General features: G+C 38.2%; 15 protein-coding genes. 5 read left to right on the top strand and 10 right to left on the bottom strand.

Features of this window, described 5'->3' with window-relative positions; translation table 11 throughout:
* Positions 1-197: 197 nt before the first annotated feature.
* Positions 198-2,582: a S9 family peptidase gene (locus tag AC07VK_RS16055; protein WP_492961690.1), complete on the bottom strand. Its 2,385-nt coding sequence runs from the start codon at positions 2,580-2,582 to the stop codon at positions 198-200.
* Positions 2,583-2,752: 170 nt separating this feature from the next.
* Positions 2,753-3,940, bottom strand: coding sequence for a hypothetical protein (locus tag AC07VK_RS16050; protein ID WP_492961688.1), 1,188 nt, complete (start codon positions 3,938-3,940; stop codon positions 2,753-2,755).
* 187 nt (positions 3,941-4,127) lie between these two features.
* Here AC07VK_RS16050 and AC07VK_RS16045 point away from each other — a divergent pair, with 187 nt between their 5' ends.
* The 5 genes from AC07VK_RS16045 (at position 4,128) to AC07VK_RS16025 (ending at position 7,396) form a co-directional block, all read left to right on the top strand.
* Positions 4,128-5,525, top strand: a complete 1,398-nt coding sequence (locus tag AC07VK_RS16045; protein ID WP_492961686.1) for an aldehyde dehydrogenase family protein — start codon at positions 4,128-4,130, stop codon at positions 5,523-5,525.
* Positions 5,526-5,657: 132 nt separating this feature from the next.
* The gene (locus tag AC07VK_RS16040; protein ID WP_492961684.1) at positions 5,658-6,182 is read left to right on the top strand and encodes a YfiT family bacillithiol transferase; all 525 of its coding nucleotides are present in this window, start codon (positions 5,658-5,660) and stop codon (positions 6,180-6,182) included.
* The gene (locus AC07VK_RS16035; protein WP_492961682.1) at positions 6,179-6,655 is read left to right on the top strand and encodes a DUF6265 family protein; all 477 of its coding nucleotides are present in this window, start codon (positions 6,179-6,181) and stop codon (positions 6,653-6,655) included. The genes AC07VK_RS16040 and AC07VK_RS16035 overlap by 4 nt, the downstream gene beginning before the upstream one ends.
* Positions 6,656-6,746: 91 nt before the next feature.
* Positions 6,747-6,986 (top strand): DUF6364 family protein, encoded by a 240-nt coding sequence (locus AC07VK_RS16030; RefSeq protein WP_057931030.1) that lies wholly within the window; start codon positions 6,747-6,749, stop codon positions 6,984-6,986.
* Positions 6,983-7,396 (top strand): type II toxin-antitoxin system VapC family toxin, encoded by a 414-nt coding sequence (locus AC07VK_RS16025; RefSeq protein WP_492961680.1) that lies wholly within the window; start codon positions 6,983-6,985, stop codon positions 7,394-7,396. Before AC07VK_RS16030 ends, AC07VK_RS16025 begins: the two co-directional genes overlap by 4 nt.
* 1 nt (position 7,397) lies before the next feature.
* Here the strand turns inward: AC07VK_RS16025 and AC07VK_RS16020 are convergent, their stop codons facing one another.
* The 8 genes from AC07VK_RS16020 to AC07VK_RS15985 all read right to left on the bottom strand — a co-directional run bounded on the left by AC07VK_RS16020 (position 7,398) and on the right by AC07VK_RS15985 (position 13,232).
* Positions 7,398-8,117, bottom strand: coding sequence for a heavy-metal-associated domain-containing protein (locus AC07VK_RS16020; protein WP_492961678.1), 720 nt, complete (start codon positions 8,115-8,117; stop codon positions 7,398-7,400).
* A 271-nt stretch (positions 8,118-8,388) separates the two neighbouring features.
* Positions 8,389-9,213 carry a 4,5-DOPA-extradiol-dioxygenase gene (ygiD, locus tag AC07VK_RS16015; protein ID WP_492961676.1) on the bottom strand — a complete coding sequence of 275 codons (825 nt, stop codon included), beginning with the start codon at positions 9,211-9,213 and terminating at the stop codon, positions 8,389-8,391.
* A gap of 166 nt (positions 9,214-9,379) precedes the next feature.
* Entirely contained in the window at positions 9,380-9,952 is a 573-nt protein-coding gene (locus AC07VK_RS16010; protein ID WP_057931095.1) for a YceI family protein, read from the bottom strand.
* Between the two features lie 197 nt (positions 9,953-10,149).
* A complete protein-coding gene (locus AC07VK_RS16005; RefSeq protein ID WP_492961674.1) occupies positions 10,150-10,713 on the bottom strand; it encodes a helix-turn-helix domain-containing protein in 564 nt (187 codons plus the stop codon).
* On the bottom strand, positions 10,713-11,216 hold the full coding sequence (locus AC07VK_RS16000; RefSeq protein WP_492961672.1) for a DUF3347 domain-containing protein: 504 nt from the start codon (positions 11,214-11,216) through the stop codon (positions 10,713-10,715). Before AC07VK_RS16000 ends, AC07VK_RS16005 begins: the two co-directional genes overlap by 1 nt.
* A gap of 90 nt (positions 11,217-11,306) precedes the next feature.
* Positions 11,307-12,119: a transporter family protein gene (locus AC07VK_RS15995; RefSeq protein WP_492961670.1), complete on the bottom strand. Its 813-nt coding sequence runs from the start codon at positions 12,117-12,119 to the stop codon at positions 11,307-11,309.
* Between the two features lies 1 nt (position 12,120).
* On the bottom strand, positions 12,121-12,657 hold the full coding sequence (locus tag AC07VK_RS15990; RefSeq protein WP_492953862.1) for a heavy-metal-associated domain-containing protein: 537 nt from the start codon (positions 12,655-12,657) through the stop codon (positions 12,121-12,123).
* 113 nt (positions 12,658-12,770) lie between these two features.
* A complete protein-coding gene (locus AC07VK_RS15985) occupies positions 12,771-13,232 on the bottom strand; it encodes an HYC_CC_PP family protein (protein WP_492953863.1) in 462 nt (153 codons plus the stop codon).
* Positions 13,233-13,255: the final 23 nt, after the last annotated feature.

Genomic DNA, 13,255 nt, shown 5'->3' with positions numbered 1-13,255 from the left:
ATCAACCCCGTTTTACGAATTGTTAATTGTATTTATTGATAACGATATAGATGAAAACTATATTTAATTCGTTTACTATAGCATATTTCTATTTTTCATTCGTTGTCGTCATTTTGAGCGGAATGGAGAAATCTATCCATAGATTTCTCCATTCCGCTGCGCTCCAGTCGAGATGACGAACTGGCTAAAAGTAGAGGTTACTTCTTCAACGTATTTTCATACAGTTTAAATATCCTTTTATATTCATCTGTCCAGCTGCTAGGCTCGATAAAACCGTGGTCTTCAACAGGATAAACGGCAAGCTCCCAATTGTTTTTGCCCAGCTCTATAAAACGTTGACTAATACGAACAATATCCTGAAAATGAACATTTACATCAACCATTCCGTGCGCCATTAAGAGGTTGCCCTTTAACTTATCGGCGAAATAGATCGGTGAGCTTCTTTTGTAAGCAATCGGATCATTAAACGGTTCATTTAAAATGTTGGAAGTATAGCCATGATTATAATGTGCCCAGTCGGTAACCGAACGTAAAGCTGCCCCACTGGCAAAAACATCTGATTCGTTAAACATCGCCATCAAAGTAATAAAGCCGCCGTACGAGCCGCCATATAAGCCAACATGCTGAGGATTAACACCATATTTCTCCACTAAAAACTTAACACCATCCACCTGGTCGGTTAAATCTTTTCCACCCATATGGCGGTAAATGCCTGTACGGTGATCGCGGCCATAACCAGAACTTCCGGTATAATCGATATCGATTACCGTGTAACCGTTATCGGCCAGTAAATTATTGAACATAAACTCGCGGAAGTAGGTGCTCCAGCCAAAGTGAACGTTTTGAAGATAACCTGCGCCATGAACAAAAACTACCGCAGGGTGGTTGGGATGTGGATTATCGGATTTATACACCCTTGCATACACATCGGCACCATAGCGGTTTTTAAAGCTTACCATATCCGGTTGGCGCCACTTGTAAGAATTAAATTCGGCAGAGGTAGATTGGGTAATTTTTTCGGCTTTGGCACCAACCTTATTTGGCTGAAGATACAACTCTCCAGGTTTGTCCATAAAGGAATAATTAATGGCGATGTATTTCTCATCAGGAGAGAGGGTGATATCATTTAAGCCTTTCATGGTGGTAATCTGAACAAGCTCACCACCGTTTGCACTGATTTTAAAGAGGTTTGTAATTCCTGGGTGCTCCTTATTTGTTTTAAGATAAAATGTACTTCTATCTTTTGAGAGCTGAACAGATTGCACTTCCCATTTGCCAGATGTTAGTTGTTTTTTATCGCCTGTGGCAACATTCGCCACATAAAGATGCGAATATCCGGTAGCTTCGCTCTGGTAGTAAAAGCGGTTATTGTCTATCCATCCGGTGCTGCCCTGGTAAAAGCCACTAATGCCAGGGCCACCAATCCAGGCTTCATCGCGCTGACGGTCTATTAAAGAAAACTTCCCTGTTGATGCATCTAGTTTTAAGATCCAGCGGTCTTTATTATCCGTTGAGGTTGCAACTACAACTGCTATACTTCCGTTATCGTTCCAAAGCGGGCCAAAGAAATTTACTGGTCTATCGGCATTTTTCTTTTTTAAGGTATCGAGTTCTTTTGGGTAATCCTTCAGGTAATCGGGGAGATCTTTTATACCTGTAATGGTAGTAGTCTGAATGGCATAAACAGAATCTTTTTGAGTATCGTAGATGAAGCCCTGCGAAATATTTTCATTTTCCCCGACCTTTGTTCTGCCCGGAATATCTTCGGTATAACCTGATGATGTGATATAATTTGGAACAACAGTACTATGGTTATTCTGGGCTGGCGTGGTTAGCTTATAAGTGACAAAACGCCCATCTGGACTAATGGTTACTCCATTTAAAAATTTATCTTCGGTATAAAGCTCTTTTAATGGTTTTGAATCGGCAGATGTTGCGCCAGAACGGCCTCTTCCACCACGGGCACCACTTCTGGTTTCTGCATTTCTCTTTTTAATAATATCGAATAGTTCTGTTTGTTGAGCCTTAAGCCATTTATCCTGTTCGGTAACAGATTTGTTTTCCTGTCTTCCCGCTTTTTTACCTTTAACAAAATTGGTTAATTGTTTGGTTTCGGCAGATTTTAGGTTTACTTCAAAAAGATTGTCACCCAACTGATATACAATATTTCCATTCTTTAAAAAAACCGGACTGTTTTCCCTCTCCTGTGTACTGGTTAATCGTGTTTCTTTGTTGCTCTTGAAATTTTGGAGATAAATATCACCACTTTTTTCGATTAACCCAAGAGAACGGTCTGCATTGTAGGCGTAGTTTAAGCTTAACAGTTTTTCATCTTCCTTTTCTGCAGCTTTAACAGGTTTGGTGGCTGTTGCAGAAACTTTAAATAATTCTTCTTTAGCTTTATTTTCAGGGTTCCAGTTGAAGTAAAGGGTTTTGCTATCCGCAGTCCAACGGAAATTAGTTGGCGCAACGCCCATCCACTTTGGATCGCGCATGATCTTTTCGACGGTTAAAGGCGCTAATTGTTGTGCAAAAGCATATTCGCCTGTGCAAAGCAAAAGGAAAAGTAAATATTTCTTCATGAATTTTAGGTTTGGCTGCAATTTAGGTAAAGCGTGACCTAATTTTAAAAGGAAATGGAAATGTTACAACTCCCGAGCTGTAGAAAAAAGGTCCTGTCACGGAAACACGGCATTCACAGAAATTCTAACCATAACTATTCCGTGTTCCTCAGTGTTTCCGTGGCAAAAAACTAGCGGATTACTCTACCGGTTTTATCTACGTTCACATCATCGAAAGGCTTTAGGTACTCGTTGATGATTACTGCAAATTCTCGCCTGGTTAATAATTTTTTAAGCTCGTATTTAGAAGTAAACTTGTAATTTTTGTTCCACTTTTTTTGCAGTTCGGTTTTGATTGCCTCAACTGATTTATTGCCCACATAACAGACCATCGCAATGGTGTTTTCTAAATTAATGGGGATATTCTGATGATCATCAAACCAGATCTGAGCCTTGTAATAATAATCTTTGATCGGCTGCTTAATTTCATCATAGGTAACTTCTTTCTCGGGATTAAAATAGGCTTTATCCTGTTTTATTTCGGCTTTGATAATTCCCGTTATACCAATTTTTTGGATGGCCAGCCAGTTAGAATCAATTGATTTTACATCCTCAAAAGGCATTAACGTATGTTTATAGGCTAATAACTCACCCTGGATCCTTTTTAAATTTGACAAACTGGTTTTGGTGTCGAAAAATGCAGCATAGGCTGCGATTGCACCTGCAGCAGGGCCAATTTCGAACTGATCGGCAGAAATATATAAAAGGTTTTCTTGGTTCGGGATGAGTAAGCTGTATAGGGATAAAAAATTGGCTCCTTTGGACGAAACACTTGCTACTGTTGTCCTATACAGATTCTCGTTATAGTTTAATTGGCTTGAAACCGCAGGATTTAGACTAGTGATTTTTAATGCAGCCAATAATTGATCTGGTTTATCGGCCAGTACAAGAATCTTGGCTTTAATGCTTTTGTCTTTTGTGAGTTTCACTTCCCAACCACTGCCTGATCGTTTGATTTCTTTATAAGGCGTACTATTGATTACATTCAGAAGCAACGTGCTGTCAACCGTCACTTTAACAGGTTTCTTTTTATCGGGTTTTGGTTTAGGGGTTTCTAAGCTTTTTGCATTTTCGATTTCCCTTTTTAAGAAACGCTGATAGAAAGCCTCCACGGTTTTAGGTCTGCCCTCAGAAACTTTCTTAACATCAAGCTGTTCCTTTTGTGTTAGCAGCATGGTTTTAACACCAGATTTGAACGATTGAAAAGATGCGGCATAGGCGGCATCGCCACTACCAATAACCAATACATCTGTTTTTAGGGTTTGGGCATGTATAACTATCGGAATTATGAATGCGAAAACAAAAAACAATCTTTTCATCTTGAATATTAAAATTTGCTGCAATATGCTTTAAATGAATGAATTTTTAATGAAATGAGTGCATTTTAACTAAATTTAACGCACAAATTTAGCTAACTCGATTAGCCATTTAATTTTCATATCACCTCTCCAACCTTATATTTTCTTAAATTGCTTATATGGTAAAAATTGTGAGCCTTTGTTAATTATGGAAGAGCAAATAAAATCAGTTTTCGATTTACAGCAGCAACACAAATTCGTGTTGCGCAAAACAGATGCTAAAAAACGCATCGGAAAACTAAGGCAGCTTAAGCAAGCTTTAGAAAATGCCGAGGAAGAAATATTTGCTGCATTGGAAAGAGACTTACGCAAAAACCGTTTCGAAACAGCAGTAACCGAGCTGTTTTTTACTTATGCAGAAATAGACAATGCCATAAAAAAGCTGCGTAGCTGGATGAAACCAAAATCGGCGGGCAGAACCATAAGCAATCTTTTTGCCAGCAATAAAATTTATTATGAACCAAAAGGTGTTTGCCTGATTATTGCGCCATGGAATTATCCTTTGCAATTGATTATGAGCCCATTGATTTCTGCAATGGCGGCCGGCAATTGTGTAGTCCTGAAGCCGTCTGAACTGAGCGGAGCAACGGCGGGTGTGATCAGTAAATTGATTTCAGATAATTTTGACCAAAAAGAGATTGCCTGTTTTGAAGGTGGGGTTGATGTTTCTACCGAATTGTTGAAGCTCCCATTCGACCATATCTTTTTTACAGGAAGTACAGCAATTGGTAAAGTGGTGATGGAAGCTGCGGCAAAAAACCTGAGCTCAGTTACCTTAGAGCTTGGCGGAAAATCGCCAGCGATTGTAGATGAAACCTGTGACCTACAAAAAGCCGCAGAAAAAATTGCCTGGGGTAAATTGGTAAATGCCGGACAAACTTGCATTGCGCCAGATTATGTGCTGATTAAAGATAATTTGCTGGCCGATTTTGTAGCGCATTATGAAAAAGCTGTTAAAAAAATGTTTTTTGATGAAGTGGGAATTAACAAAAATGATTATGCTAAAATCATCAATGTAAAACAGTTCCTGCGCTTAAATAAATTGATTGAAGAAGCTCTTCGCGATGGAGCTATATTGGCCTTAGGTGGAAAATCTGACGAAAAAGATTTAACCATTACGCCAACGCTTTTAACTTCGGTAGCCGAGGGTAGCAGCATCATGCAGGAAGAAATTTTTGGGCCAATTTTGCCCGTTATTACTTACAACAATCTACAGGAGGCAATTGATTTGGTGAACAGGAAAGAAAAGCCTCTGGCACTTTATATTTTCTCAGGCAATAAACAGAACCAGGATAAAATTATCACCGAAACAAGTGCCGGTGGATCCTGTGTAAATGATGTATTGGTCCATATCGGTAATCCGAATTTGCCTTTTGGTGGTGTTAACAATAGTGGGATAGGTAGCTGTCATGGTATTTTTGGTTTCAAAACCTTTTCGCATGAAAGGGCAGTGGTTTTCCAGTCGAAGTTGGGATTGAGCAAAATGATTTACCCTCCATATGCATCAAAAATGGGTTTGTTGAGGTGGCTAAAGAAATTGATGTAATTCAGTTCCCGCTGATTTAATGTGACCTTCACAGATGTATATATCCCAGCTCTTTATTGTCGGTGTATTCTCCTCTGTGATCTTTATGTTAAAAAAAACGATAATTATTCTTAAAAACCTTATTTTGGTTTCATGGATTTAGAACAGCTTAAATACCCGATTGGTCAATTTTCAATGCCAGAAATTTTCGATCAAAAACAAATTGACATATGGATTTCCGAAATTGAGGCTTTACCAGGCCAGCTTAAAAACGCGACTGAAAACTTAACTGACGAGGAATTAAATCAAACTTATCGCCCCGAAGGTTGGACCCTGAGGCAGGTTGTTCACCATATTCCCGATAGCCACATCAATGCTTATATTCGTTTCAAGCAAGCCATTACCGAAGATGTTCCCATAATCAGGCCATATTACGAAGAACGATGGGCAGAAACAGGGGAAGCAAAAAATGGTGATATCAAATTATCTATAGATTTATTGGCTGCTTTACACCAACGTTGGGTTGCTTTTTTAAAAACATTGAAACCCGAAGATTATCAGCGAAAATATATTCATCCAGCTCAGGGAAAAGAACTTACATTAGCAAACATGTTGGGTATGTACGCCTGGCATGGAAAACATCATTTGGCACACATTACCAATACAATAGCAAAATGAAAATAAATCGTTTAAATTTATTGGTCTTAATCCTTATCGGCTTTTGCACTAATGTTAACGCACAAAAAAATCCTTCAAAAACCTTTGCTTTCATTTTAGGTTCATGGGAAATGCAAACGCCAAAAGGAAAAATTATAGAGCAGTGGGTTCAAAATGCAGATAAAACACTCAGCGGCAAAAGCTATCGGATAAATGCCAAAGGCGATAGTTTGCTTACCGAAACCCTTCAGATCAAAAAGATCGGAAAAGACACTTTTTACTGTTCTACTGTAACAGGGCAGAACGAAGGGAAGGAGACTTGTTTCAAACTTATTGCCACAAAAGATGAGACCTATGTTTTCGAAGATAAAACACACGATTTTCCGCAGCGGATAGTTTACCAAAATCAGGGAAAAAATGATTTGCTCGCCTGGATAGAAGGCGAGCTTAATGGTAAAAGCCGAAAATCGGAGTTTAGGTACAAGCGGCAATAACTTATATTATAGGGATTAATAAAATCGTAATAAACCAGCCCCCTTGATCTTTTAGACTGTAATGCGTATATTTGAATATATCACACGTGTAATGACAACGAAATTAACATTAACTGTTCAAAAATCGACCATCGAAAAAGCAAAATCTTATGCAAGGCATACTGGGCGGAGCTTATCAGAATTAGTTGAGAAGTATTTAGAGACGATTACACTTGAAGAGAAGCCAATTATTTCGTCAAAACTAAAGGGCATAGTGGGAGCGGTAAAATTGCCAGAGAACTTTAATGAAGACACGGAACTTCGTCATTATTTTGAAAATAAACATATATGAAAAGGGTATTTGTTGATACCAATATCATCGTTGATCTAATTGCCGATAGACAACCTTTCAGCAAATTTGCTATAGAAATTTTTGAAAAGGCTGAACGAGATGAGGTACAATTATTCACCTCATCTCATTCAATCGCAACAACTCATTATCTACTAAAGAAATACCTAGAAGAAAAGAAATTAAGGGATGTAATCTACAATGTTTTAGAATACGTTCAAATTATTGCGATAGACCAGGATATTATTAAAAAAGGTTTGAAGTCAAAACATAAAGATTTTGAAGATGCCCTTCAAATGCTTTGTGCTTATAATATTGAAAAGCTGGATTACATTGTTACCCGAAACATTAAAGATTTCAAAAATTCTGAAATTCCGGCTTTACCGCCTGATGAGCTGCTTACAAAAATGTAGTTTACATCAAAATCAGCATCGCCGTACTCATCGCAATCATAATGGCATCTTCAACAATGGTTACGGTACTCATGGGTAGATTAAAAACCGCGCCCAAACAGGCGCATTGAATCTTTTTCTTGTTTAAAACACTTTCCAAAACGCCGAGGATGCTTATCGTCATTACAACCAGCGTGGCCCAGTTTACAACTACAGGTGATAAGTTTAAAGCAAAAGATAATCCTAATCCGAGTTCGATAAAAGCATAGATATATCCCCATACGCTAATTTTTTTGGCTACAATATCGTACATGGCATAACTTTCGGAAAAAGCTTTCAGATTAAGCATCTTAAAGAAAGAGAAGGTGAGGAAGAATCCGGCCATGAATATGCGCATAAATACCATGAAGTTAATGCTGCTGCCTTGCCACGAAACGACTAACGAAATCGCAGTAACGTAACCAAAAATTAGCAAAATAGGTTTATAGGTTTCGCCCCACGATTTTGCTTCTTCCAATGTTTCACTATGGTGGGCTGCTGAAATTTGATATTTGCTTTCTGATCCGCCCAAAGCTTGTTGGAGTGTATCTAAGCCAATATGTTTATCCATGCTAATGGTGGCCGAGTTGGTGTCTTTCGAAACCTCGACTGAGGTTACATCTGGTAAAACGAGCAGGTTACTTTTTACTTTATTTTCGCAACCGCCACAAGTCATGCCGGTAAGTTGATAGGTGTGTGTCATGATTAAAATCTTTAAACAAATTTACCGCTTCATGTTACGGAAAGCGTTACAGAATAATCATAAAGTTTTATAGAATTTTAGCTTTTGTTATGCCGTAGATCAAGGGACTTTCTTAATGACCTTAATTTCTTAATGGTACTTCCAAATATACTTTTGACCATCAAGGCGTTAAGAAAATTAAGGTTTAGCGGCAGTGGAAAATAAAACCAGGCCTCTAGCGATTTGTTGCGCCTAAACCCTAAACCCTAAACCCTAAACCCTAAACCCCTGCTTACCCCACCAAAACCGAGGTCATGGTTAACGAACCGCCAACCGCTTTGTCATTAAAGAAAGAAACCTCTTCTTTATCGTTTTTCATCCCAAGGGTATAAATTAATGGTAAATAATGCTCTGGGGTAGGGATCGCCAACATTGCATCGGTACCGAGGTTGCGGTAATTAATTAAAGGTTGATGATCGCCGTTGGCAATTAAATTTTTAAACTTATCGTTCATTTCAATTGCCCAATCATAACCACCACCATTAATCATTTCCCAACTTAACATGCGTAGGTTGTGTACCATATTGCCACTGCCGATAACCAATATCCCTTTTTTACGGAGGGTATAAATTTCTTTGGCAATTTCATAATGTTGCTCAGGCGATTTGGTGTAATCGATACTGAGTTGTAAAACAGGAATATCTGCATGAGGATACATATGTTTAACAATTGTCCAGGTGCCATGGTCCAAACCCCAATCGTGATCTAAACCAACGGGAGTGGAGTGAATTAAATTCGGAATTTCTGCGGCCAGTTCGGGATCGCCGGGGGCAGGATATTGAACATCAAAAAGTGCCTGTGGAAAACCACCAAAATCGTGAATGGTGCTCGGGAAATCCATCGCCGTAACAAAGGTGCCATGTGTGTACCAGTGTGCCGACACCACTAACACTGCTTTTGGCACTGGAATATTTTTTGCCAGTTCTGCCCAACTCTGGCTGAACTCATTATTTTCGATGCCGTTCATTGGCGAGCCATGACCGATAAAAAGTGTTGGCATTAAATCCGTTTGAGGCAAACGTTGCGTGAAGTTCCTGAATTGTGATAGTGCAGACATGATTTTCTATTAGGTGATCGTCATTTCGACGAAGTGTTCCAAAGGAACTCCTTTGGAGGAGAAATCTTTAGCGCTTATAAATTATCATAGGCTAAAAGATTTAGCTTCGCTGAGCACTTCGTGCTTCTCGATTCCGCTGTGCTTCACTCGAAAGACGATTCAGGTGTTATTTCCCTTGAACAAACTCCAGGTTTAATTTAATGGCCACATCTTTTGCAACGCCAGCACCAGTCGGGTCATATTTAATATTATAATCTAAACGGTTAATGGTTGTTGTAGCACCAAAGCCAGCTTTAGTATTTCCTTGCTGATCTTTAGCCGTGCCGCCATAAACAACAGCAAATTTTACATCTTTCGTTACATCGCGGATGGTTAACTTTCCACTTAACTCGTAGTTGTTTCCACTTAATTTTTTGAAAGAAGTACTTTCGAATTTCATGGTTGGGTAAGTTGCCACATTAAAAAAATCGTCAGTTTTTAAGTGCCCGTCTCTCATATCAACACCTGTAGTAATGCTGTTTACATCAACAGTAAAGCTGATTTTAGCATCTGTTAAATCTGGTTTAGAAGCCGTAACTGTTCCGTCGAATTTTTTAAAAGAACCATCAACGAAAGAAATGCCCATGTGTTTAACCGAAAAGTTAACAAACGAGTGCATAGGATCAATTTTCCAGCTTGTTTGTGCAAATGATGCCACACTAATTGAGGTTGCGATCAGAAATAAGAATAATTTTTTCATCAGTTTATAATTTAGTTTTAACTGTGATGAAGCTATCAGATTTTTCACCAATGTGGTTTGAAAAATCATGATGGTTTCATAACTAGTGAATTTATTTAGATACAAATATAGTTGAGTATCAGCCGATCAGTCTTGACGTATGATAAGAAATTTGGGGTTAGTATACGGCTTATAGACTATCGACCATAAGCCATCAACTATTTCACCTCGTCTAGTGTTTTCCTGCTATCCGTTGATGCTGCTTTATAAGCCGAGGGTGTAATTCCGGTTACTTTTTTAAACTGTGCGGATAAATGTGCAACACTGCTGTAATTTAGCTGATAAGCAATTTCGCTAAGGTTAAGTTCGCCGTAAGTAAGCATTTCTTTTGCCTTTTCTATTTTTTGAGCAATGAAATACTTCTCAATGGTTTGGTTTTCCGTTTCTGAGAAAATACTGCTTAAGTTAGTGTATTCTAGCTTTAGTTGCTCACTTAAATAGGCTGAAAGGTTAATTTTTAACGGTTCTTTCGTGTAGTGCACCAGGTTGATAATCGCTGTTTTGATCTGCTCCGAAATTTGGGTTTTCTTATCGCCAAGCAGTTCGAAGCCAAAATGCGTTAGGCGCGCTGCTATTTTAACCTTATCCTCCGAAGAAATATTTTCGGCTAAAGTAACTTCACCCAGTTCAACCAATAATGGTTTAAAGCCGAGGTTTTCTAGCTCGGCTTTAACCACCATTTTACAACGGTTGCATACCATGTTTTTGATATGCAGCTTCATTAGTTCGATTTTATGGTTTCGGAAACGTCACCACAATCGAACATCATACTTCCATAATATGGATTTTCGATATTTTCTTTTTCGTTTAACCAGCTTGCCTTCGCCATTGGGCAATGTTGAACATAAACGGTTTGACTGTTAAATTTCAGGCTTTTTAGTGTTTTGATCATCGCATAAGAAATTCCTTCAAAAGCTTTTCTTTGTGTTTTGATATCATTAGAACCTGCAAGTTGAGCGGCTTTACTTTTAATGATAGCTGCCTGTTCCATAAATATTTTATGCTGATCGGCAGGTAGGTCCTTATGGTTAACCGCATTTACTTTTGCCGATAAAACCTTTACCTTTTCTATAGCCAAGTCTTTTTTATCTGTTGCTAATGCATTTTTTACATCGTAATAAGCTGTTAGTACCTGGTTTAAGGCTACATCTGTTTTGCCTTGTGCATAAGTGAAAGCTGTTGTTGCAATAGTCATGATAGCAACTAATCCTAATATTTTTGTCATCTTTTTTATATTGTTTTTAATGGTGATGAAGCGATCATGGTTTATGTTCAGTTTAATATGAAAACCATGATGGTTTCATTTTTTTATATATTATTTTAAAACGTTAAAGAAATTAAATTCTGCCCTAAGCAGGTACATGTTTTTAGTGTATCGGTTATCCATATTTCCAGTCGCCTGAAAACGATAACCCAAATCGATGCGGGTTGTGCTATTCAAAATCATCTGTATGGCTGGTGCGATATCCAAGTAAGATTGACCGCTACTTGGATCTGTTTTGCCCAATAATTCTAAATATACATTAAAGTTTGGCTGCTTGTAATCCTTGTAAACCACCGGCAAAACCAGGTAACCTGATGATAAGCTATAGGATAACATATTTTTTGGCTGCGGCATTCCGGTAATTTGCCTGTCGCTGTTTTCGAAAGCATGTGCATAACCCAAAGTGGTTGATAGTGCCAGTTTGTGCAAAAGTTGCGTGAAAATTAATCCACTCTGTATCCCGCTATTATCACCTTCGAGGTTAATGTCTCTGGTGTAGGTTGGCCTTTTGCTGGTGCTTACCCGCCCAAAAGCTGCTGCCCTAAAGTGGCTATGTGCTTCATCTAGTGATAAAAACCGATACTTGGCATAAAGACTCCCGCCTTCTAAACGGTATTTTCCGTCCATATCAGACATAAAACCTTGAGCATGCATCATCAGGTTCTTATTAAAACCGATCATTACTTCCGGAATAGTTCTGCTTACAAAGTCAGGATTGTTGAACATACCTTCGTTCGTAATCCTTACACCAATCGATTTGGTTGGCATATTACTGGCGGGTTCGGTAAATACATAGAGTTCTTGTGCAAAACCATTGGTATAGGTGCCGATAATCACCAGCGCCAATACGAATATCCTTTTCATCTTAAGAAAGAACTAAATGGTAAATACGTGTTTTTTTTCCGTTAACTACGCCAGTACCACTCGCATAAGCATCAGAATTAGTGGTTGTGGCTTGCTTTTTAAATGCTGAACCAGAAATGAAGTTTTTATCAACCACGCTGGCTTTTACAGTTCCATTAAGTGTTTTGCTTTTAGCATTTACAAAACGATATACATTGCCATCAACAACTGCCTGACCTTTATCGTCTATTTTTACCTGGTTAAAATTGAAACTTGCAGTTAAACCACCAACCGAAAAACCAGCATCCTGAACCTTTTTGCGAACCAAATCAAGATTGATATTGGCATCTTTTTTAAAAGTTAGAACAAAGGTGTTTTTGTTTAAATCGGGTTTTACGCTGCTGATAAAGTTTAGCGTTTCTAACGATTTTTGTGTTGCATTTGAGCACATTGAGCAGGTTAAACCAGTTACCTGTAAATCGGCTGTAGATATTTGTTGTGCCGAAACATTAACGGCAAAGAACAGCATAATGATGCTGAATATTTTTATTGTTTTCATGATTTTTTTGAATTAGAATAATTTTTTAACTGTTGTCAAGCTGCCCCGATTCTCAGATGGAGCAAGGCCTTAGATGCTGAAACAAGTTCAGCATAACGTCAACGTAGAAAATCCTAATTCCTAAAAATACAATTGAAAATATGCAGGGCAATCCGCGAGGAAAGTGGCGGGGCTTTATTCGAAATTTTACTGAAAAACTTCGGAGTAATGTTAGTCAGAAATTCTAAAACAGGAGGATGAAGAAAAAGCTGGATAGAAAATAACTTCGGCATTTGTACCTGTGCCGCTGTTTGGTGACTATCTTTAACTTTTACGGTTACCTGGGTGTTTTTGCAGCAACCATCATCTTTCTTTTCAGCGGGAATGTCTTTGCAGAATTTGCATGAAACCTCATTGCTAAAAAGTTTAACGTTTTCTAATTTGCCCCCACAGAAATGGAGACTTAAAGCCAAACCCATAACACTAACTGCATAGAATACAGCCAAAGAAAGTGCTATTTTTTGTTTTAACTTCATTAATACAAAGGTAAAGGAAAAAATATCGAATAATGCCAGTAAATATTTATTGAATTTCATTTTTTAGCTTACTTTAGCCTTAA

The sequence above is a fragment of the Pedobacter sp. GW821-FHT01D05 genome (genome assembly GCF_059422505.1).
The sequence above is the reverse complement of the archived record's forward strand: the minus strand, read 5'-3'. Positions and strand labels throughout refer to the sequence as shown.

What these genes read in the sequence shown, in the direction of transcription:
- AC07VK_RS16055 (WP_492961690.1), bottom strand. Translation starts at nt 2,582, where the DNA reads ATGAAGAAATATTTACTTTTCCTTTTGCTTTGCACAGGCGAATATGCT.
- AC07VK_RS16050 (WP_492961688.1), bottom strand. Translation starts at nt 3,940, where the DNA reads ATGAAAAGATTGTTTTTTGTTTTCGCATTCATAATTCCGATAGTTATA.
- AC07VK_RS16045 (WP_492961686.1), top strand. Translation starts at nt 4,128, where the DNA reads ATGGAAGAGCAAATAAAATCAGTTTTCGATTTACAGCAGCAACACAAA.
- AC07VK_RS16040 (WP_492961684.1), top strand. Translation starts at nt 5,658, where the DNA reads ATGGATTTAGAACAGCTTAAATACCCGATTGGTCAATTTTCAATGCCA.
- AC07VK_RS16035 (WP_492961682.1), top strand. Translation starts at nt 6,179, where the DNA reads ATGAAAATAAATCGTTTAAATTTATTGGTCTTAATCCTTATCGGCTTT.
- AC07VK_RS16030 (WP_057931030.1), top strand. Translation starts at nt 6,747, where the DNA reads ATGACAACGAAATTAACATTAACTGTTCAAAAATCGACCATCGAAAAA.
- AC07VK_RS16025 (WP_492961680.1), top strand. Translation starts at nt 6,983, where the DNA reads ATGAAAAGGGTATTTGTTGATACCAATATCATCGTTGATCTAATTGCC.
- AC07VK_RS16020 (WP_492961678.1), bottom strand. Translation starts at nt 8,117, where the DNA reads ATGACACACACCTATCAACTTACCGGCATGACTTGTGGCGGTTGCGAA.
- ygiD (WP_492961676.1), bottom strand. Translation starts at nt 9,213, where the DNA reads ATGTCTGCACTATCACAATTCAGGAACTTCACGCAACGTTTGCCTCAA.
- AC07VK_RS16010 (WP_057931095.1), bottom strand. Translation starts at nt 9,952, where the DNA reads ATGAAAAAATTATTCTTATTTCTGATCGCAACCTCAATTAGTGTGGCA.
- AC07VK_RS16005 (WP_492961674.1), bottom strand. Translation starts at nt 10,713, where the DNA reads ATGAAGCTGCATATCAAAAACATGGTATGCAACCGTTGTAAAATGGTG.
- AC07VK_RS16000 (WP_492961672.1), bottom strand. Translation starts at nt 11,216, where the DNA reads ATGACAAAAATATTAGGATTAGTTGCTATCATGACTATTGCAACAACA.
- AC07VK_RS15995 (WP_492961670.1), bottom strand. Translation starts at nt 12,119, where the DNA reads ATGAAAAGGATATTCGTATTGGCGCTGGTGATTATCGGCACCTATACC.
- AC07VK_RS15990 (WP_492953862.1), bottom strand. Translation starts at nt 12,657, where the DNA reads ATGAAAACAATAAAAATATTCAGCATCATTATGCTGTTCTTTGCCGTT.
- AC07VK_RS15985 (WP_492953863.1), bottom strand. Translation starts at nt 13,232, where the DNA reads ATGAAATTCAATAAATATTTACTGGCATTATTCGATATTTTTTCCTTT.